This is a genomic window from Shewanella sp. DNRA4, from assembly GCF_012843185.1.
GTDB lineage: Bacteria > Pseudomonadota > Gammaproteobacteria > Enterobacterales > Shewanellaceae > Shewanella > Shewanella xiamenensis.
This window is the reverse complement of sequence record NZ_JABAIP010000018.1, coordinates 1-19,814: the sequence shown is the minus strand read 5'-3', so window position 1 is coordinate 19,814 and position 19,814 is coordinate 1. Positions and strand designations below refer to the sequence as shown.

At 46.7% G+C, this 19,814-nt stretch carries 18 protein-coding genes; 17 read left to right on the top strand and 1 reads right to left on the bottom strand.

Annotation, left to right across the window (positions count from 1 at the left end; genetic code table 11):
• The gene (priA, locus tag HG547_RS18030; protein WP_169548667.1) at positions 1–2,214 is read right to left on the bottom strand and encodes a primosomal protein N'; all 2,214 of its coding nucleotides are present in this window, start codon (positions 2,212–2,214) and stop codon (positions 1–3) included.
• A gap of 104 nt (positions 2,215–2,318) precedes the next feature.
• Between priA and HG547_RS18025 the strand changes: the two genes are divergently transcribed.
• The 17 genes from HG547_RS18025 to HG547_RS17945 all read left to right on the top strand — a co-directional run bounded on the left by HG547_RS18025 (position 2,319) and on the right by HG547_RS17945 (position 19,569).
• Positions 2,319–3,410 carry a FimV/HubP family polar landmark protein gene (locus tag HG547_RS18025; protein ID WP_169548636.1) on the top strand — a complete coding sequence of 364 codons (1,092 nt, stop codon included), beginning with the start codon at positions 2,319–2,321 and terminating at the stop codon, positions 3,408–3,410.
• Between the two features lie 179 nt (positions 3,411–3,589).
• The gene (rpmE, locus tag HG547_RS18020) at positions 3,590–3,802 is read left to right on the top strand and encodes a 50S ribosomal protein L31 (RefSeq protein ID WP_037422397.1); all 213 of its coding nucleotides are present in this window, start codon (positions 3,590–3,592) and stop codon (positions 3,800–3,802) included.
• Between the two features lie 513 nt (positions 3,803–4,315).
• Positions 4,316–5,560 carry a malic enzyme-like NAD(P)-binding protein gene (locus HG547_RS18015; protein ID WP_069454188.1) on the top strand — a complete coding sequence of 415 codons (1,245 nt, stop codon included), beginning with the start codon at positions 4,316–4,318 and terminating at the stop codon, positions 5,558–5,560.
• A 215-nt stretch (positions 5,561–5,775) separates the two neighbouring features.
• Positions 5,776–7,686 (top strand): RNase E specificity factor CsrD, encoded by a 1,911-nt coding sequence (csrD, locus tag HG547_RS18010; RefSeq protein ID WP_169548635.1) that lies wholly within the window; start codon positions 5,776–5,778, stop codon positions 7,684–7,686.
• Positions 7,687–7,924: 238 nt separating this feature from the next.
• Positions 7,925–8,803 (top strand): MSHA biogenesis protein MshI, encoded by an 879-nt coding sequence (locus tag HG547_RS18005; protein WP_169548634.1) that lies wholly within the window; start codon positions 7,925–7,927, stop codon positions 8,801–8,803.
• Complete coding sequence (locus HG547_RS18000) at positions 8,800–9,402, top strand: PilN domain-containing protein (RefSeq protein ID WP_037422409.1); 603 nt, start codon at positions 8,800–8,802, stop codon at positions 9,400–9,402. The genes HG547_RS18005 and HG547_RS18000 overlap by 4 nt, the downstream gene beginning before the upstream one ends.
• Positions 9,399–10,049: a hypothetical protein gene (locus tag HG547_RS17995; RefSeq protein ID WP_055648040.1), complete on the top strand. Its 651-nt coding sequence runs from the start codon at positions 9,399–9,401 to the stop codon at positions 10,047–10,049. The genes HG547_RS18000 and HG547_RS17995 overlap by 4 nt, the downstream gene beginning before the upstream one ends.
• Complete coding sequence (locus HG547_RS17990; RefSeq protein ID WP_169548633.1) at positions 10,036–10,353, top strand: MSHA biogenesis protein MshK; 318 nt, start codon at positions 10,036–10,038, stop codon at positions 10,351–10,353. The genes HG547_RS17995 and HG547_RS17990 overlap by 14 nt, the downstream gene beginning before the upstream one ends.
• 14 nt (positions 10,354–10,367) lie before the next feature.
• On the top strand, positions 10,368–12,047 hold the full coding sequence (gene mshL, locus HG547_RS17985) for a pilus (MSHA type) biogenesis protein MshL (protein WP_169548632.1): 1,680 nt from the start codon (positions 10,368–10,370) through the stop codon (positions 12,045–12,047).
• A gap of 6 nt (positions 12,048–12,053) precedes the next feature.
• Positions 12,054–12,983, top strand: a complete 930-nt coding sequence (locus HG547_RS17980; protein ID WP_088586613.1) for an AAA family ATPase — start codon at positions 12,054–12,056, stop codon at positions 12,981–12,983.
• On the top strand, positions 12,980–14,269 hold the full coding sequence (locus HG547_RS17975) for a tetratricopeptide repeat protein (protein ID WP_169548631.1): 1,290 nt from the start codon (positions 12,980–12,982) through the stop codon (positions 14,267–14,269). Before HG547_RS17980 ends, HG547_RS17975 begins: the two co-directional genes overlap by 4 nt.
• Entirely contained in the window at positions 14,266–16,026 is a 1,761-nt protein-coding gene (locus tag HG547_RS17970; RefSeq protein ID WP_037422422.1) for a GspE/PulE family protein, read from the top strand. The genes HG547_RS17975 and HG547_RS17970 overlap by 4 nt, the downstream gene beginning before the upstream one ends.
• A 2-nt stretch (positions 16,027–16,028) precedes the next feature.
• Positions 16,029–17,249, top strand: a complete 1,221-nt coding sequence (locus HG547_RS17965; protein ID WP_037428181.1) for a type II secretion system F family protein — start codon at positions 16,029–16,031, stop codon at positions 17,247–17,249.
• Positions 17,250–17,287: 38 nt separating this feature from the next.
• On the top strand, positions 17,288–17,785 hold the full coding sequence (locus HG547_RS17960; RefSeq protein WP_169548630.1) for an MSHA biogenesis protein MshF: 498 nt from the start codon (positions 17,288–17,290) through the stop codon (positions 17,783–17,785).
• Positions 17,786–17,860: 75 nt separating this feature from the next.
• Complete coding sequence (locus HG547_RS17955) at positions 17,861–18,478, top strand: prepilin-type N-terminal cleavage/methylation domain-containing protein (RefSeq protein WP_023266932.1); 618 nt, start codon at positions 17,861–17,863, stop codon at positions 18,476–18,478.
• 52 nt (positions 18,479–18,530) lie between these two features.
• The gene (locus HG547_RS17950) at positions 18,531–19,040 is read left to right on the top strand and encodes a prepilin-type N-terminal cleavage/methylation domain-containing protein (protein ID WP_169548629.1); all 510 of its coding nucleotides are present in this window, start codon (positions 18,531–18,533) and stop codon (positions 19,038–19,040) included.
• A 13-nt stretch (positions 19,041–19,053) separates the two neighbouring features.
• Positions 19,054–19,569: a prepilin-type N-terminal cleavage/methylation domain-containing protein gene (locus HG547_RS17945; protein ID WP_169548628.1), complete on the top strand. Its 516-nt coding sequence runs from the start codon at positions 19,054–19,056 to the stop codon at positions 19,567–19,569.
• The last annotated feature ends 245 nt before the right edge of the window (positions 19,570–19,814 follow it).

The following is a 19,814-nucleotide window of genomic DNA, read 5'->3' as shown; positions in this document are numbered from 1 at the left end:
TCACAACAGATCCTGCGGATCCCTATCTAAGCTCCAGCGGCAGCGTTTGGCTTCGGGCAGTTGTTCCACAAGCGGATAAATACGCTCAAACTCCTGCTGCAACCTATGTCTGTACTTGGCTTGAAACATCAACTGGCGGCGGAACTTACCTGCTTTTCGATCAAGTGGTGCGGGCATTGGGCCGATAATCTCAAACTCTTTATCTTGGGGCAGCAAGGATGCAAACGCATTAAGAAAATTGTCAGCATCTAAGGCAGAATGTGCCTCGGCGCGCACCAGTACCATATGCCAAGCGGGTGGTAAGAGCGCCATTTGCCGTTCTTTTAATTGGCTGCGGGCAAACTCACCATAACCGCGGTGGAGTAAATCCCTAAGGATCGGGTTATCGCTCTGGTGGGTTTGTAGCAATACAGTGCCGGGTTTATTGGCCCGCCCCGCGCGGCCAGCAACTTGGGTATAGAGCTGGCCGAAGCGCTCTGGCGCCCTAAAATCGGCGCTAAATAGCGCGCCATCGACATCGAGTAAGCCCACTAGGGTGACATCAGGGAAATGGTGCCCTTTGGCCAGCATTTGGGTGCCGACCAAAATCTTATACTCGCCCTTATGAATCGCACTTAAATGGTTTTCAAGTGAACCTTTAAGGCGAGTTGTATCGCGATCGATACGTACCACGGGATATTTTGGAAACTCCAATTGCAATGCTTCGGCCAGTTGCTCGGTACCAATACCTTGCCCCATCAACATGGTGCTGCCGCAATTGTGACACTGCCTTGGAATGGCATATTGGTTACCGCAGTGGTGGCAACGGATCTCGCCCAAGGATTGATGCACAGTAAAAAATGCATCGCAGCGGTCGCATTCATGTAAGTGCCCACACTCATGGCACAGCAGTGCTGGCGCAAAGCCGCGGCGGTTTAAAAATAGTAATACCTGATTTCCGGCCTCTAAATGGCTGCGGATCTCGTTGATAAGTGGTGCCGACATGCCCGCCTTAAGGGGCAGGTTTTTAATATCGATAATACCTTGGCGTACTTTTTTAGCATTGCCAGCCCGCTCACCGAGTTGCAGATGATGATAACGACCACTGAGCGCATTTTGCAGACTTTCTAAGGAAGGCGTTGCTGAACCTAAAATCACCGGAATAGATTCTAAATGCCCGCGCATTACCGCTAAGTCGCGGGCATGATAACCAACGCCTTCTTGCTGTTTAAAGCTGTTGTCGTGCTCTTCGTCGAGGATGATTACACCGGGAAATGCCATCGGCGTAAACAATGCGGAACGAGTACCAATGATGATGGCCGCTTGGCCACAGCGAGCTTGTCGCCAGGCTTCGAGGCGCTGATTGTCGGTTAAACCTGAGTGCAGCACGGCAACATTCACTTTAAATCGGCGTTTAAAGCGATTGATGGTTTGCGGCGTGAGGCCAATTTCAGGCACTAGAATAAGTGCTTGTTTACCCTGCTTAAGGATATGTTCGAGCAAGGCTAAATAGACTTCTGTTTTACCCGAACCGGTAATGCCCTCGAGCAGAGTACAGTGATATCCTTGTTGCTGGGTTAATACCGTTACGGCAATCGCTTGTTCTTTATTTAGCCTGTGGGGCGTTTCATCGAGTTCGAGTTGGCTGCGCCAATCGAGATTGAGCTCGGCGAGTTTCTCGTGCCTGGCAATCCAGCCCTTATCTTCCAAGGTTTTGAGCGCAGTTTTATTCAGTTCTAAACTGATGACTTCTTCCTGGGTGAGAGCGGTTTGTTTTAACTGTTCGAGTAATTTTTTTTGAGCGGGCGCGCGTTTTAATGTCTCAGGCGCAATATTGCTACCCAGATCAGTGATTTGCCAGTACAAGATTTTTTGTGGCGCAGCATCTAGCCCTTTACGCAGTGCCACGGGGAGCGCCTGGGTTAACATTTGCCCTTGGCTGCAAAAGTAATATCTTGCCGCCCAGAGGGTTAATTTATAAAGCGATTCTGGCAATAAGGGCGCGTCATCAATAAACTCTATGACAGATTTGAGTTGTGTTGGCGCCAGAGCGCAACTGTCGGTAATGGCGGTAACAAGGCCAATAAGTTGCTGCCGCCCAAAGGGCACTTTTACCCGTACACCAATCTGTGGTTTGGCTTGGGGAGTATCATCGCTTTGCTCGTTTGTCTTTACGCGATAAGTAAAGTTTTGCCGCATAGGCACAGGTAACGCAACTTCAACAAACAGTGACATATGCTGGGCGAGTCTAAAAGGGAAATGAGGTTTAGTGTACTCAGCACTGCTAGCGAGGGCTAGTCCTAATGACAGTTTATCCAAGGATAGTTGAGAGTAAGTAAATGACTAAAATAGCGAAATCATTAGGACTATTCACCTTAGTGTGTAGTGTTTGTGTACAGGCGCAAGTTTCCCATGTGAGTATTAACAGCAGGATGTTTGAATTGGGGGCGTATCCCAAAATGCGTGTCAATGTGATCGTTGATAATCAGGATATGACGCGGCTCGAATTTGTTGTGTATCAGTCGGGTGGTGAAGAGAAGTTGATGGCAGAGCAGCTTAACCGTTTCTTGGTTTTGCTGACGGGTGTAGAAGATGTGACCGACCCTAAGGCGCGGCTGTTAGTTCGCGAATATCGAGTCGATCGTTGGTATGAGGTGAAAAACCTGCCACTGTTTGATAATACTTCCTCTGCGACGTCTTCAGTATCGCAAGCAAAAACCGCGGTTGTTAAATCAAGCAAAGCAGCCAAAGCCGAAACTAGTCAGTTGGCGGCAAGCTCTGCTAAAAGTGACAAAACCACAGTTAAATCAACTAAGGTTGTGCAAGAGGTGAATTTAGTCACCGCTGAAGCAGATGTTGCGCCCGTTATTGTGGCGGCTGTGACGGCAAACGTTGCTGCGCCCCGCGCTTCTGGATTTACCTTCCCAGAGGATAAGCCTGACGCGAAAGCATCCTCAGCTTCGAGTTTGTCTACAGAACCTTCTATAGCTAAGCCATCGACCGAACCATCTGCTGCCCAAGTCTCATCTGCAAACGCAGATATGGCAAACGCAGATATGGCAAACGCAGATATGGCAAAAGCTGATAAGAGTATAAATGGGATTGATGTGTCTGAAGCTAAGACAGCCGAAGTGACTAAGATTGCTAGCTCGACAAATGCCAATGCAACAAGCTCGGGTGAGTGTATGTTGGATTATCACAACGAGACCCTATGGCGGATTGCCAATCGCTATGCCCTTGAGTGGCAAGTCAGTGTTTATGGTGCGATGTTGGCGATTCATGACGCTAATCCTAAAGCATTTGCTAAAAATCGTATCAATGCCTTAAAGAAAGACGCCACTTTAACTTGTCCATCGGCTGAGATACTCGCGCGTTATCCCAATGCACAGGCCGCTAAGGCGAGTTTCGAAGATAGGGAAGCTGGCCAATAAAAGCAGAGACAAATGGGCAGTAAACAAGTGGATTATCGTTAAAATGCTCAGATAATCTACTTGTATCCGCTTAGGTGATACTGTAATATCCTGCGCCCTAACATATCCGTTATTAACTGCATGTGGTGTCCGACTTCGGGTTGGAAGAGCGACATGGCCTTACTTTTGAGGTAACCCCAATGAAACCAGGTATCCACCCAGAATATGCAGTAATCACTGCAAACTGTACTTGTGGCAACGTAATCAAAGTAAACTCTACTGCTGGTAAAGACCTGCATTTAGACGTTTGTGGTGCATGTCACCCATTCTACACAGGTACACAAAAAATTGTTGATACCGGCGGTCGTATCGACAAGTTCAACAAGCGTTTTGGTATGCTTGGCAAGAAATAATTGCGTTAGCAATATTTCTCTCAAAGGCGCCTCTGGCGCCTTTTTGCTTTTTGTCGTTAACTGACACGTAATCGCTACTTTTTAGCCTTTCTGGTACGACTTCAATTAAAAAAGCACCACTATCACTTTCTTCCTGTTGAAATTGCGCAAAATCGACTTATTTATAGTAATTAACGATAAGATAATGCTAGTTAGTGTCTTTATTGTAATTTAGTCAACATTTTTTAGGTTTGACTACAGTTTTACCCTTGTTTTATTGCATATTTTCGTTTGTTTTCTACAAAATTAAACAGGTAATCATCCGTTATCGACTAAGATAAGTTTGTAAAACTTAGCTTAGGGCGACAATTCAGCCGTAAAGGCGAAATTTCTCAAGATCTTATTTAAAATGTGACCTAATTGGCGTATCTTACCCCGACCTGCCACACTGTTTAAATCACCCATAAATGAGGTGATCTTGAGTCGGTCGGCCTTACTTCCATACTTATAAATGTCGCATTTCAGGATGTTAAAATGTCAGATATTCGTCAACAAGCACTCGATTATCATGAATTCCCCGTTCCCGGTAAAACTGCAGTATGCCTCACCAAACCTGCTGAAACGAGCCATGACCTCGCGCTAGCCTATAGCCCTGGTGTGGCTGAACCAGTACGTGAAATTGCCGCTAATCCTGAAAATGCCTATCGTTATACCAACAAAGGTAACACTGTTGCCGTTATTTCTAACGGTACGGCGATTCTGGGCCTTGGCAACTTAGGTCCATTGGCTTCAAAGCCAGTTATGGAAGGTAAGGCACTATTATTCAAACACTTTGCTAATATCGACTCGACCGATATTGAAGTAACGCATAACACTGCTGAAGAGTTTATTAATACAGTTGCGGCTATTGCTGGCACCTTTGGTGGGATTAACCTTGAAGATATTAAAGCGCCGGAGTGCTTTGTTATCGAGCGCGAATTGATTGAGCGTTGTAATGTGCCAGTGTTTCACGATGACCAGCATGGCACTGCCATTGTTACCGCAGCTGGCATGATTAACGCTTTAGACATTCAAGGTAAACTGATTAGCGATGCCACTTTTGTGTGTATGGGTGCTGGTGCGGCTGCCATTGCCTGTATGACCATGTTAGTGAAGTGTGGTGCTAACCGCGCCAACATTTACATGCTTGACACCAAAGGCGTGATCCATGCGGGTCGTACTGATCTGAATGAATACAAAGCCTTGTTTGCGAATGAGACTGACAAGCGTACCTTGCAAGATGTGATTAAAGGCGCTGACGTTTTCTTAGGGCTATCCGGCCCAAATGTGATTGGTGCTGAAGAAGTGGCCATGATGGCGGATAAGCCAGTGATTTTTGCCTGCTCAAACCCAGACCCTGAAATAAAACCTGAACTTGCCCACGCGACGCGCAGCGATTTAATTATGGGTACTGGTCGCAGCGATTATCCAAACCAAGTGAACAACGTACTGTGTTTTCCGTTTATTTTCCGCGGCGCATTAGATGTGCGTGCATCGTGCATTAACGATGAGATGAAGATTGCGGCTGTGCATGCCATTGCCGGATTAGCGAAAGAAGAAGTCCCAGCAAGTGTACTTAAGGCATATCCAAAGGTAAGTTCATTAAGTTTTGGTCCTGAATATGTGTTACCAAAACCGATGGATCCACGTTTATTGCCGCGCGTGGCCCGCGCCGTGGCGCAAGCGGCCATTGATTCGGGTGTTGCTGCAATAACGACTTTGCCCCAATATGCGGATTAAGCGACAACAGAATTAATAGAAGAAGAGGCTAATTAGCCTCTTTTTTGTTTTAACGTTGGCTGAAATCTCTGCTATTGGCGCGATTTTCAATGTCTTTGAAAATAAATCCTAGGTTGCCTTTTAGCTTATGCTACTGAATAATCTTGAGTAGCATTTGTTTAACTCATGTTAAGAGTGCACCAATAATTATAATAATCCTGCAGGATAGCGGCTCGATGAAATTCACTCGAATGTTAACAACAAAACTAACCAGCTTCTGGTTAATGTCTTTAGCCGCTATTGCCTTCGTCTTTTTACTCAGCGCAATGATGAGTTTTGTACAATTAACCTATAAGTTTCAGCAGCAGAAAGTGTCTGAACTTGAATCCCTTCTAATAGAGCATTATCACTCCCAGCCCGATTGGGAGTTGGAGTCTTGGCTGCCTCCCATGTTGCTGGCGTATAACGCCGTTGAATTTCGTTTAACCATGAAGAGCGAAGTGCTTTTCGCCTATCACGGCAATGTGCAGACGCAAAATGCCATGGTGTATACCCATTTGCTCGATCCTCAGTCGGGTCTCACAATGGCTCTGAGCTTGCCACAACCTTTCGAACATTACAGTGTGAGTTGGTATGAGTTGCTTATCTTGGGCATTGGTTTGCTAGCTGTGATTGCTTTGGTTCGTTTCGGACATATATGGTTTTCGCAGCAGTTGGATGGTATTGAGGAACTTGCTCAGCGCAGTCGATTAATTTTACAAGGTAAACATGAACAAGCGCTGGCAACCCCTGGTAATGGTAAGCCAAGACTAATCAATAGAGCCTTAACCAAACTGCTTGAGGAATTGCAGGATGCCCATAAGGAACGAGGTCGTTTCGATAAGTTTATTCGCTCCAATACCTTTTTAGATGCGCAAACCCGTATTGGTAATCGGCTGTTTTTAAATAACCGCCTCGATGCCATGAGCCATGACCAAGGTATGGTCGCTCATGGGGTGATTTATCTGTTAGAAATGGATGATCTCGATTTGATACAGCAGGCAAAGGGTGAAGCTGCTGTTAAAGAGTTACTCCATGCGACGGTCAATAGTATTAACTCTATCTTGCAAACCTTGCCGAACAGTATTTTTGCGCGGCGTAACCATAATCAATTTGCGATAGTTGTGCCCCACGTCTCTTTGATTGAGGCAGATCAGCTCGCCAGTAAGTTACTTAAAGTCTGCTTGAGTCAAACCTTGCCCGATGATGTGGACAATAGAGATAACTTTTACCACTTGGGCTGTGCTTATTTTACCGCCGGGGATAATGTTAATCAGCTGCTTGATGAGGCCGATATGGCGTTACGTGCTGCTCAATTACAAGGTAATAGTAATTGGTTTATGTACGATAAGGGCGCGATTGATGAGGAGTTTGCCAAAGGTTCGGTGCGTTGGCGCAGCTTCTTAGAGAATGCCTTAGTTCAGCGGCGTTTTTATCCCTTTAGTCAGCCCATTATGGATTTAGATGGGAGAGAGCACCATAAAGAGATCTTTACTCGGGCGCGGGATAATCAAGGGACATTAGTGCGGGCGACGTTGTTTATCCCCATGGCAAACAAATGTGGTTTGATGCCACAAATTGAACGGCAGATGATTGAGCGTGTATTGGGGTTGCTCGGCCAAGAGCAGCATAAAGATCAAATCTATAGTGTGAATCTTAGCTTAGATAGTTTGATGAGCCGCGCCTTTACCCAGTGGCTTAAAACGACCTTACTTGAGCATCGCCATTTGACACCTCAACTGATTTTTGAGGTGTCAGAGGATACAGTGATCCAGCATCAAGACAAGCTTCAGCCTAAACTCGATATGATCCGTAAGATGGGCGCTCGTCTGTGTGTCGACCATGTTGGACAACAGGTTGTTGGCACTTACTATATCCGAGAGTGCCATTTCGACATGATTAAACTGCACCGTTCTATCGTACGTCATATTCATTTACGCCCTGAAAATCAATTGTTTATTCGTAGTTTAATCGGTGGTTTATACCGTACTGAAGTGCAAGTGTGTGCGGAGGGGGTTGAAGTGTTTGAAGAATGGCAAACTCTGCAAATCCTCGGGGTGGGGATGGCCCAGGGCATGTATTTTAGCGATCCAGTAGAGGTGTTATAAGTCGTATTGTTTTCCCCGAGTGATGTGATCCTCGTGGAAGAATAGGGCTGGGTTGTTGAATTTCTCTATAAAATTCACAGATTAGCGGATAAACTAGCCTGTGCCAAAATTATGACGCTGGATATGACGAATTTCGCATTCTCAATGCTGTGAGCTTATCTCCGTCTGGTGGTGTAGAAATAGCGCAATTCGCTGGCTTATCACTCAAGCTTAACTTTATCGGAAGACAGGCATTTTTATGGATAAAGGACTTTTTGCTCGGTTGGCCTTTTGGCGAGCCAAACAGACGGGTGTTGCACTGGGGGTGTATGTCTGTGCTGATAAGCTGTGGGTCTATGCACCTGCCACCGAACGTCTGCATGAGCAGTGGGTTTCTTTTGAATTACAACAAGATCAATGGCAAAGTGTCTTTGCTGAACTTGCCAGCACTTTCCCCCATGCCGCTTTACAGATCACTTTTAGTAGTGGTCGCTATCAATTGCTCGTCGCCGATAAACCGAATGTCGATAGTGAAGAATTATCTCAAGCTTTGATTTGGTCTATCAAAGATATGGTCAATATTCCTGTGCCGCAAATTCACTTGGATTATTTTGAGTCCCCTTTGCCAAGCAATAAACTCAATGTTGTCGTGGTTGATAAAGATAAATTGATCAATATGGTTCAAGCCATCAGTGAGCAAGGCTTGACTGTTTTAGGGATTAGCATCGAAGAACTCGCGATGACCAACCTGTTTATCGATGATAATCAGGCAAGATTGGTCGTTAGCCATCATTCTGGGCAGGAGTTGTTACTGACGGTGGTAAAACAGGGGCTGTTATATATGCAGCGCCGTGTACGCGGTTTTAGCCAATTAGATAAGGCTGAAGTGGATGAACTAAACTATGGATTGGCAGATAACTTAAGCCTAGAAATTCAAAGATCTATGGATTATTTTGAGAGTCAACTCCGCCAGCCTCCTGTTAACTCCATTGAGTTATTTGCCGACGGTGCGGTCGATGCCTTAGCGAAGTTGGTGTCAGCCAACTTTAATCAAGCTGTAAACGTGGTTAATAAGACCTCCGTTGGCGCGAAAATGGCGGGATTGGCCTTTAGTGAGCTTTCACGAGGTGACGAGTGATAAAATCGAGAGTCAACCTATATTCTGCCGCCCTATTGCCGCCAAAGCAGAGCTTAACCTTCGCTAAATTAATCAGTTATACCGTAGGCTTGTTAGTTGTCTGCGGTGCAGTAGCCGGTTTTAGCTATTGGACATTAAATGAGTCTGTGCAGGCGCTAAGCCAAGCGTCAGCGCAAAAACAGCAATTTGACCAGCAAAAGGCGGAGTTTGAAGCACAAATCGCCGCCCGTAAACCCGATCCTGAGTTAGTCGCGCGTGTCGAGTTAGAGTCACAGCAGCTCGAGCTAAAGCAATTATTAATGAATGAGCTGGCACTGCGTTCCTCCCTCACCAGCCGAGGTTTTGCACCTGTATTGAAGGATTTGGCTATGGTGGCCGATGCGAGTGTTTGGCTTAACCATATTGTGATTAACGAGCAGCACTTTATGTTTGAAGGATTTGCTGATCATCCACAGAGTATCCCGCTTTGGGTGAGTAAGCTAAAAGCGACCCAGACCTTAAAAGGGCAGGCTTTTTCGTCTATGACCATGGATCGCGGTGAGGATAAACCGCTGGCTTTCACGCTGACGAGTGAGACCCCAGAGGAGCAGGCGCGATGAAAGCCCAATTTGAACAATTAGCGCAAAAGTTTGATGCTCTCAGCCAACGCGAGCGTGGGCTAATCGCCATTGCCCTGTTAGCACTGATCGCTATGTTGGCTTATATGCCTATTGAGTCGCTTTGGAAACAACAGTATTCGACGGCGCAGCAGTTAAAGGTCATAGAGCAAGAAAATCAGGTTTCGGTGCAACAGATTGATTTATACCAGCAGCGATTAGCGCTAGATCCCAATCAGGACTATCGCCAGCGTTTAACTTTGCTACAGCAACAAAATCAACAGCTTGATACTCAGCTTAACGAGCAGATGGTCGATATGGTGCCCGCCGATTATATGCCTGAACTATTGGGTAATCTGCTTGGGCAGGTTCAGGGAATTACCTTACTTAAGTTTACCTCTGTCGCGCCCGTACCACTGCTTGCTGTGGGTGAAGAGAAAAAGTTGAATTTGTATAGCCATGGGATCCGCATGAGCTTAGAAGGTGATTATTTCTCGGTATTGCGTTTTGTTGAAGCAGTAGAAGCCATGCCCGACAAACTTTACTGGAAACGCCTCGACTATAAAGTGGCTGATTACCCCAAAGGGAAAATCGATATCGAGCTTTATACCTTGAGTATTAATAAGGACTTTATCAGTGTTGCTCAATAAGCCTTATATTTTCATCGCATTACTGGTGATTTCGGCACAAGTGTCGGCTGAAAACTTACGGGACCCTACTTTGCCCGGTAAAGGCTATTCGGCTGTAGGCGCTGCGAGTCAAAATCAGCATCAAGCCTTAGTGCTCAACAGCATTGTCAGCTCAGGCAACACGGCTTACGCCGTGATTAATAATAAAATTGTGTCCGTAGGTGATAGCATCCAAGGGGTCAAAATCGTGCGTATTACCCCCTCGTCAGTATCACTTTCTGACGGACGGAAATTAGCATTATTTCAAGCAATAACAGAGAGATAGGGAATAAGACTCAGATGACCGCCATTAAATACTTCACACCTCTACTCTCACTTTGCCTTATGGCTTGCCAAACCACAGATAGACCGCAGCCTATGGCATCAAAAGAGGCTCTTTCTGCGTCGATGCAGGCCGCGAAGCAGTCAACGCCACCTCCGCCAGCCGTTATGCCAGACGCGGTGCAGCGTGAACTGAATACTAATACCTTAATGGGCAGTTTAGCTGCGCCCATGGAAACCGAACGTCGTATCGATGTTTCTGCCCATGATGTCGATGCGAGGGTGTTTTTTCCGAGCCTCGTTCAGGGAACCCCCTTTAGTGTGGCGGTGCATCCCGATGTGCAGGGCACGATTTCATTGTCGCTAAAAGGCGTGACATTGAGCGAAGCCATTCAAGTGGTTGAAGATATTTATGGCTATGAAGTCAGCCGTGAAGGACGTATTTTGCGCGTATTCCCTGCGGGGATGCGTACTGAGACTTTTCCGGTCAATTACTTATACATGGTGCGCGATGGCCTGTCGTTAACCTCGGTGAGTTCGGGCCGAATTTCCGATAACAGCAACTCGAGTAACAATAACGGCAATAATAACTCGAATAACGGTAACGTTAGTGGCAATAACAATTCGAGCAACGGTAATAATGCCAACAATAACAGCAGCGATAGCAGCAATGGCACCTTTATCCGTTCGCACACTAAGACCGATTTTTGGGGCGAGTTAAAAGAAACCTTAACCGCCATTGTGGGTGACACGGGCGGCGGTCGCCAAGTGGTCGTCACTCCACAGGCGGGATTAGTGACGATTCGTGCCTATCCGAATGAATTACGTCAAGTGCGTGCATTTTTAAGTTCGGCAGAGACACATTTACAACGCCAAGTGATCCTTGAGGCAAAGATCCTCGAGGTGACTCTGTCTGATGGTTATCAGCAGGGGATTCAATGGCAAGCGCTTGGCTCAGCGTTAGCAGGGGGAAATACTCAGGTAGAAGTAGGTACGTCTGCTGGTCCAGGTTTGAGTGATCAAATTAGCTCAACGCTGGGTGGCGTAACGACGATTAGTTTCAAGGGTGCGGATTTTGCGGGAATGATTAACCTGCTCGATACCCAAGGTGATGTGGATGTATTATCCAGCCCAAGGGTGACGGCATCGAATAACCAAAAAGCGGTAATTAAAGTCGGTACCGATGAGTATTTTGTTACCGATGTTTCATCAACTACTGTGGCTGGCACTACGCCTATTACGACACCTCAAGTTCAATTAACTCCTTTTTTCTCGGGGATTGCGCTGGATGTAACTCCGCAAATCGATAAAGACGGCAACGTATTACTGCATGTTCATCCATCGGTGATCGATGTCAAAGAACAGGAAAAAGGCATTGTAATCAATGACCAACCTTTAAAATTACCCTTGGCGCAAAGTGAAATTCGCGAATCTGATACTGTGATCCGTGCAGCTTCTGGCGATGTTGTCGTCATTGGTGGTTTGATGAAGAGTGAAAACTCAGAAGTGGTATCGCAAGTACCGTTGCTTGGTGATATCCCTTGGGTGGGTGAACTGTTTAAAAACCGCAGTAAGCAGAAGAAGAAAACCGAGCTGATTATTATGTTAAAGCCGACCGTGGTGGGCGGGGATACGTGGAAAAACGAGTTAGAGCGTTCTAAGACCTTACTCGACCGTTGGTATCCAGAAAATAAGTAAGCTTTCATGTATTTGAAGCACTTTGGACTCAGCCAAACGCCATTTTCGTTAACCCCTAATACCGGATTTTTTTTCGGGTTATCCCCGCACGTAGAGGCGCTGCAAGTATTGCAGACCGCCCTACAAACCGGGGAGGGTTTTATCAAAGTCACAGGCGAAGTGGGCACGGGCAAAACCTTAATCTGCCGTAAGTTGATTAATGAGCTGCCGCAGGGCTTTCATTGTGCGTATCTACCCAATCCTTATCTCACCCCCGCCGAGCTGCGCTGGGCGGTGGCCAATGAACTTGGATTAAAATACACCAGCGAAATCGATCAGCAGCAACTCACTGGACTTATTCAGCAACAATTACTCGCCCTGAGCGCCCATGGTCACGCCATCGTATTAGTGCTGGACGAAGCGCAGGCCTTGCCCGATGAGAGCCTCGAAGCGTTGCGGCTGTTTACCAATCTTGAAACCGAAAGCCGTAAGCTGTTGCAAGTGGTGCTCTTTGGTCAGCCCGAGTTGGATGAGCGATTAAAGCGCCAAGCCTTTAGACAACTGCGGCAGCGCATCACCTTTAGCTACAGTCTGCGGCCGTTAACTTGGGATGAAACCGATGCCTACATTCGTTACCGCTTAGCGGTGGCAGGCTATGCGGGGCAAGCATTATTTAGCCCTAAACTGACGCGTAAAATTGCCGAGGCATCACGAGGCATTCCAAGATTGATCAATATTTTAGCCCATAAAGCCCTGATGCTCAGTTTTGGCGAAGGGGCAACTCAGGTGCGCATCGCCCACATTAAGGGCGCGATACAGGATACCGAAGATGCCAGTCGCGGTTCGCAAAACTGGCCGACCTATATGGCGATCGCGCTGATAGTATGTGCAGCGGCGATTGGGGCATTGCTGGCATCTGGCGTTAACCTGCAACAGTTGTGGGGAGGCGTCGCATGAGCGTGATCAACAAGATGCTGCAGGATCTCGATAAACGCCAGCAGGGGCATTCTCTCAGCAATGTGGCTGTGCATCAGGCCCAGTTTCTGGGGCGTCCAAATACATCACGTAAATGGTTAGTCATCAGCTTAGTGTCACTGTTTGTAGGTGGTGTGTCGGTTTATGCCTTTCAGGCCATGTACGACTCAAGGAATGCCACTGATAACAGTGTTAACACTGTGATGAGTGCGCAAACTCAGTCGGATAACACCAACACACAGACAGATACGAGTTCTATGGGAGCAGAAACGGGAGCAGAAACGACTATACCAACAGAGCCAACTGCGGAGATGGTGCAAGTGAGTCAGTCGTCGACAGATGCTCCAGCAAAGTATATGTCTGCGTCAGTAGAATCTGCCCCAAGTGTGGCTCAATCTCCCCGTGTTAATGCGAGTGAACCGACAACAGAATCGGTTGCTGCAAATACCTCACCTGATATGCCTAACAGGGCGGCATTACCTCAAGAGTCGGTGCAGGCACATACTGAGCCACAACAGGTTGCGGTTAAAGCAAATCAAGCGGAAGTTAACGTAAATCAGAGCGAAGTAAAAATAACCCAAGCAGAGGCCAAGGCGAGTGAGCCAGTCGAGTCTGCTTCGACTCAAGCTTCGATCCAAGCTTCGGCTCAGCCAACAGGGCAAATGGCGGTGACGGAAGTAAAGCTTTCTCCAAGCCAGTTAGCACAAAAACAACTGGTATTGGCGAGCGATGCCGAAAAGCAAGGTCAGTTGGTTAAGGCGATGGATTACTACGCTAAAGCGCTCAAGCTCGACCCGAGCCTACATGAGTCGCGCAAACAACTGGCGGCGTTGCACTATGGTCAAGGTGAGCAGCCCCAAGCGGCCGAAGTGTTAGCGCAGGGACGGTTACTCTATCCGCAAGAGTTTGAATTTGCTTTGTTATTGGCTAGGGTGCAACATGCGATGGGCGATACTGACGCAGCACTTGCTAGCCTTGCGCAAATCCCCGATAGTCATCCTTTAGCTCGGCAAAAGTGGTTAGCGCAGACGGATTTAGCCCAAAAACAGGGGCAATATCCGTTAGTTGAACAGGCTTACCGCAAGTTATTGCAGCAGGAGCCGCAGCAGGGGAAATGGTGGATGGGATTAGCCTATGCTCTTGACTCTCAAAAGCAATTTACCCAAGCCAGTCAAGCCTATCGTACAGCATTAAGCTATTCCGGTTTATCAACTCAGGCCACGGCTTTTATTGAACAACGTTTACAACAACTAGGAGATAGCCAATGAAACCCAGATTAAAGATGCGTTTGGGCGATCTGTTAGTTCAAGAATCCATTATTACCGAAGAGCAGTTGCAGCAAGCCTTGGGCGAGCAGCGTAAGACGGGCCATAAACTTGGCCGAACCCTCATTGAGCTGCGCTCTATTACCGAAACTCAACTGCTGCAATTTTTGTCGCAGCAGTTAAATCTACCGCTGCTGGATATCAGCAAACGCCCAATTCCCACCGAGGTGGTGAATCTGATCCCTGAGGTGCAAGCAAGGCGTTTTCGTGCCCTTGCGGTTGAAGATCGGGGTGATACCGTATTAGTGGCCATGAGCGATCCGGCGGATTTGCAGGCGCTCGACCATTTAGAAAGCTTAATTGCGCCGAAAAAACTCAGTGTCGCAGTCGCACCCGAGCAGCAATTACTGCAAGCCTTCGATAACCTGTATCGCCGCACCGACCAAATCGCGCAAATCGCTGGTAAGCTTGAAGAGGAATATGCCGCCGATCAAATGTTTGATCTGGCCAGCTTAACCTCGGGCGATAGCGATAATGAAACCACAGTGGTTAAGCTGCTGCAGTCGATTTTTGAAGATGCGGTGCAAATGCGCGCTTCGGATATTCATATTGAGCCCGGCGAAAAAGCCCTGCGGATCCGCCAACGTATCGATGGCCAGTTACACGAAACCATTCTAAATGAAGTCAATATCGCAGCGGCCTTAGTACTGCGGCTTAAGCTTATGGCTGGGCTGGATATTTCTGAAAAACGTCTGCCGCAGGATGGGCGTTTCCATATGGAAATTAAGGGCCACAAGATTGACGTGCGGATGTCGACCATGCCGATTTACCACGGCGAATCTGTGGTGATGCGTCTACTCGACCAATCCGCAGGCTTGTTGACCTTAAATGAGACGGGGATGCCGCCACATATTTTGGCGCGTATTCGTAAACAGATTAAACGTCCCCACGGCATGTTGCTGGTGACAGGGCCTACGGGTAGCGGTAAAACCACCACCTTGTATGGCATCTTAAGTGAGCTCAATACTGCGGATCGTAAAATTATCACGGTAGAAGATCCGGTCGAATACCAATTGCCGAGGATCAACCAGGTTCAAGTTAACCATAAGATTGGACTCGATTTTTCGAACGTGCTGCGCACTACTTTGCGTCAAGACCCGGACATTATCATGGTCGGTGAGATGCGTGACCAAGAAACGGTGGAGATTGGTCTAAGGGGCGCACTTACGGGTCACTTTGTGTTATCCACATTGCACACTAACGATGCGGTAACCAGCGCGCTGCGTTTACTCGATATGGGCGCCGCCAGTTACTTAGTGGCGAGTGCGTTAAGGGTGATTATTGCCCAGCGTTTAGTGCGCCGCGTTTGCCATAACTGCGGGGTGGAATATCAGCCTACGGCGCAGGAAAAAGCCTGGCTGAATAGTGTGAGTCGTCAGGACTTTTCATCGGCCAAGTTCCGCATTGGCACGGGCTGCCAAAGCTGCAATGGCAGTGGTTATCGCGGCCGTATCGGTATTTTTGAGATCCTCGAGTTGGATGAAAAGATGATCGATGCGATGCGTACCGGTAATCCACAGGATTTTGCCCGTGCAGCCCTGCAAAGCCCAAATTTTACTCCGCTCGCCGAGTCAGCACTGCAATATTTGAGCGAGGGCATGACGACCATTGAAGAGGTGGCTAAGCTAGTTGAGGATGTGAGTGAGTCGCAGGTGCCACTCTCGCGGGATATTATCAGTCAGCAAGGCGTTGAGGCGTAATTATGCCGGTTTATCAATACCGTGGACGCAGTGGACAAGGTCAGGCCGTAACGGGTCAGCTCGATGCTGCCTCCGAAAGTGCTGCTGCTGATATGCTGTTAGCGCGCGGCATTATTCCATTGGAAGTCAAAGCGGCAAAGGTGACGAAGTCATTTTCACTGATACAGCTCTTTGGTAGTAAAGTCGGCTTAGATGAACTGCAAATTTTTACCCGGCAAATGTATTCGCTAACGCGCTCGGGGATCCCAATTCTGCGAGCCATTGCGGGATTATCCGAAACTGCGCATTCTCAACGGATGAAAGATGCACTGAATGATATTTCAGAGCAGTTAACTGCGGGGCGCCCGCTGTCGTCAGCTATGAATCAACATCCAGATGTGTTTGATTCTTTGTTTGTTTCTATGGTTCATGTGGGTGAAAACACCGGTAAGTTAGAGGATGCTTTTATTCAGCTCTCGGGTTATATCGAGCGTGAGCAGGAAACTCGCCGCCGGATTAAGGCCGCGATGCGTTATCCCATATTTGTATTGATTGCCATTGCGTTGGCCATGGTGATTTTAAATATCATGGTGATCCCCAAATTTGCCGAAATGTTTGCCCGTTTCGGTGCCGACTTACCTTGGGCGACTAAGGTGTTGATTGGCACATCTAACTTATTTGTTCACTACTGGCCTTTGATGTTACTGCTACTACTCGGAACTATTATTGGGATCCGTTATTGGCACCATACGGAAAAAGGTGAAAAACAATGGGATCAGTGGAAATTACATATTCCCGCTGTGGGTTCGATTATAGAGCGCTCAACTCTTTCCCGTTATTGCCGCAGTTTTTCGATGATGTTAAGTGCGGGCGTGCCGATGACGCAGGCGCTCAGCCTGGTCGCCGATGCCGTGGATAATGCGTATATGCACGATAAAATTGTCGGGATGCGCCGTGGTATAGAGTCAGGCGAATCTATGCTGAGGGTATCGAATCAAAGCAAATTGTTTACGCCACTGGTACTGCAAATGGTCGCCGTCGGTGAAGAAACCGGCCAAATTGACCAGCTGTTAAATGATGCCGCCGATTTTTACGAAGGTGAGGTTGACTATGACCTTAAAAATCTTACCGCTAAGTTAGAGCCGATTTTAATCGGTATTGTGGCCGTTATTGTGTTGGTACTGGCGCTGGGTATTTACCTGCCGATGTGGGATATGCTCAATGTGGTTAAAGGCGGGAAGTAATGCCAAGTCGAGAGTTTAACTCAATTAGGATCAAATAGATGCAGAGCCAACAGAAGGCTGAAAGCAATCTGTTACGCGTTTATGGGCGGCTCGTTAGCTTGACCTTGGTGCTGATTATTCTCGCGGTGATTGGGGTTAAATATTTTACCGCTATGCCACAACTTGCCGCCCGAAGTGTGGAGGTCGAACATAGTCGCTTCTTAAATGTGTTGGCTATGGTGCGTTCCCAGTGGTTATCCCTTGGCAAACCACAACAAATGCGACTAGATTGGGAAGTGTTTAATGAGCAAAACACTCATAATGAGCAGCAAACGCTGGTGATCATGAGCGCTCAGGGATGGCCGCAACCGACCGAACTTAGTGACCAAGGTTGCCAAGCCTTATGGTGGCAACTAATGGGGCAGGAGGCGGCGGATAACTCCCTCATTGGTAGCTATTTTCGCAAGGATAATAGCTGCCGTTATCGCTCACAAAATGGGGATAGTATTGGCTATCAACTAAACTCTGGCAGGGTCATTTTTTTGACGAACTCCTAAAATATTGTTAAGTAACGGGCTTTTATAAACTGATTTAGCTGTTAGAATGGACTTTCATCAAGTAGGGGGAAACTAATGAAGACTAAACAAAATGGTTTTTCATTGATTGAACTGGTCATAGTGATCGTCATTTTGGGTCTGTTAGCGGCAACGGCAATCCCACGTTTTTTAAACGTCACCGATGATGCTGAAGATGCCAGTGTGGACGGTGTGGCGGGTGGTTTATCTACAGCCGTGAGTTTTGTGCGTTCACAATGGGAAGTCGATGGTCGCCAAAATAGCAGTGTGATCTTAGATGGTACTTCTGTTTCACTCGACCCACGTTTTGGCTATCCAACGGGTACCTCCGGCACCGATGCGACGGCGATGACGGATGCAAGCTGTCAACAGGTATTCAATACGGTATTGCAAAGTGCGCCGCGTAATGTGCTCTATTCGCAAGATGCGCGAAATCAACGCTATACCGTACGCGTTATCGATGGTGCGGGTGGCAGTACTAATTCAATTGCGGGTACAGCCGTGAGCGGTTTGGATTTATGTGTTTATCACCAAGTGGCCTCTCTGGTGTTAAACCAAAATACAGGTGTGCCAACTCCAGCACCAGATTTATCAACCACAGGTGCTAAAGGCGTGGTTTATAATCCAGGTACAGGCAAAGTACTAAGTTTCACTCAAACACCATTTACGCCTTAATTGGATTGGCGCTAAGTTCCAGTATTTCGAATTGTTATTAAATAGGTAGTTAATGATGAAAAGACAACAAGGTTTTACCTTAATTGAGTTAGTCGTAGTTATTATTATTTTAGGTATTCTTGCTGTCACAGCAGCACCTAAGTTTATTAATCTTCAATCTGATGCTTACGCATCTACTTTGAATGGTGTCAAAGCGTCTTTGCAAGGCGCTAATTCTCTTGTTTATTCTAAGGCAGCTATTCAAGGGTTAGAAAGTAAGGCCACATCTAGCATTATCATCGATGATAAAGGTAATTCTGATGCAGCTGACGATGTTAAAGTTAACGGTGTTTATGGGTATCTGAAGCAAGCAGCAGCTGATATGGTATTAGTACTTGATTTAGATACTACTAACGAGTGGACAATCGTTGAAGCACCCGCTGTAACAACGACGCTTACATCTCCTGTGATTATTCATCCTAAAAAGTTGACACCTTCAAATACGGCAAAATGTTGGGTTGAATACAAACAGGCAGATTCTAGCAATCCTCCTAAGTACCATGTTGAGTCATCAGGTTGTTAAATAAGGATTTTAAATGAAAAAGCAAAGTGGTTTTACATTAATCGAATTAGTGGTTGTAATTATTATTCTAGGCATTTTGGCTGTTACTGCTGCGCCTAAATTTATCAATCTACAATCGGATGCTCGTGCTTCAACTGTGAAAGGATTAGAGGCAGCGATTAAAGGTGCAGATACTTTAATTAACTCAAAATCGTTAATTGCGGGCAATAATACAGTAGCTTCTACTGCAACGCCTGTTCCGAATGTCACAGTTGAAACTGGTAAAACAGTTTTGATTAACTATGGCCATGCAACGCCTGTATGGACAGGTTCGCTTGCAAATGCACTAGACATTAATGCCGCAACTAGTGGAACATCAAGCGAGTGGATTTACCTCGAGGATAGCGCAAGTAAGAGTATTTATTTTTATCCTCAAGGGCAAGTTAGCCCAAAAGCTGCCAACAACCCTGGTACTTGTTATGTTCAGTATGTGAATGGTCTGACTGCATACGGTCCTATTACTGTTAATACTGTGGTGTCTGGTTGCTAGAGAATTTTCCATTAAAAGGCCTGCCTAGCAGGCCTTTTTTTTAGGCCAGCAATCTATTGGAATGTTGGCTATAATAAATTGAATTTGCTAATTATTTCTTTTGTTTAGGTGAAATATTTGCCTTAATAATCATGTTGGCAGAAACTGAACCTAGAACCTAGAACCTAGAACCTAGAACCTAGAACCTAGAACCTAGAACCTAGAACCTAGAACCTAGAACCTAGAACCTAGAACCTAGAACCTAG

Coding starts and splice junctions, on each gene's coding strand:
- priA (WP_169548667.1), bottom strand. CDS start 2,214: ATGTCACTGTTTGTTGAAGTTGCGTTACCTGTGCCTATGCGGCAAAAC.
- HG547_RS18025 (WP_169548636.1), top strand. CDS start 2,319: ATGACTAAAATAGCGAAATCATTAGGACTATTCACCTTAGTGTGTAGT.
- rpmE (WP_037422397.1), top strand. CDS start 3,590: ATGAAACCAGGTATCCACCCAGAATATGCAGTAATCACTGCAAACTGT.
- HG547_RS18015 (WP_069454188.1), top strand. CDS start 4,316: ATGTCAGATATTCGTCAACAAGCACTCGATTATCATGAATTCCCCGTT.
- csrD (WP_169548635.1), top strand. CDS start 5,776: ATGAAATTCACTCGAATGTTAACAACAAAACTAACCAGCTTCTGGTTA.
- HG547_RS18005 (WP_169548634.1), top strand. CDS start 7,925: ATGGATAAAGGACTTTTTGCTCGGTTGGCCTTTTGGCGAGCCAAACAG.
- HG547_RS17995 (WP_055648040.1), top strand. CDS start 9,399: ATGAAAGCCCAATTTGAACAATTAGCGCAAAAGTTTGATGCTCTCAGC.
- mshL (WP_169548632.1), top strand. CDS start 10,368: ATGACCGCCATTAAATACTTCACACCTCTACTCTCACTTTGCCTTATG.
- HG547_RS17980 (WP_088586613.1), top strand. CDS start 12,054: ATGTATTTGAAGCACTTTGGACTCAGCCAAACGCCATTTTCGTTAACC.
- HG547_RS17975 (WP_169548631.1), top strand. CDS start 12,980: ATGAGCGTGATCAACAAGATGCTGCAGGATCTCGATAAACGCCAGCAG.
- HG547_RS17970 (WP_037422422.1), top strand. CDS start 14,266: ATGAAACCCAGATTAAAGATGCGTTTGGGCGATCTGTTAGTTCAAGAA.
- HG547_RS17965 (WP_037428181.1), top strand. CDS start 16,029: ATGCCGGTTTATCAATACCGTGGACGCAGTGGACAAGGTCAGGCCGTA.
- HG547_RS17960 (WP_169548630.1), top strand. CDS start 17,288: ATGCAGAGCCAACAGAAGGCTGAAAGCAATCTGTTACGCGTTTATGGG.
- HG547_RS17955 (WP_023266932.1), top strand. CDS start 17,861: ATGAAGACTAAACAAAATGGTTTTTCATTGATTGAACTGGTCATAGTG.
- HG547_RS17950 (WP_169548629.1), top strand. CDS start 18,531: ATGATGAAAAGACAACAAGGTTTTACCTTAATTGAGTTAGTCGTAGTT.
- HG547_RS17945 (WP_169548628.1), top strand. CDS start 19,054: ATGAAAAAGCAAAGTGGTTTTACATTAATCGAATTAGTGGTTGTAATT.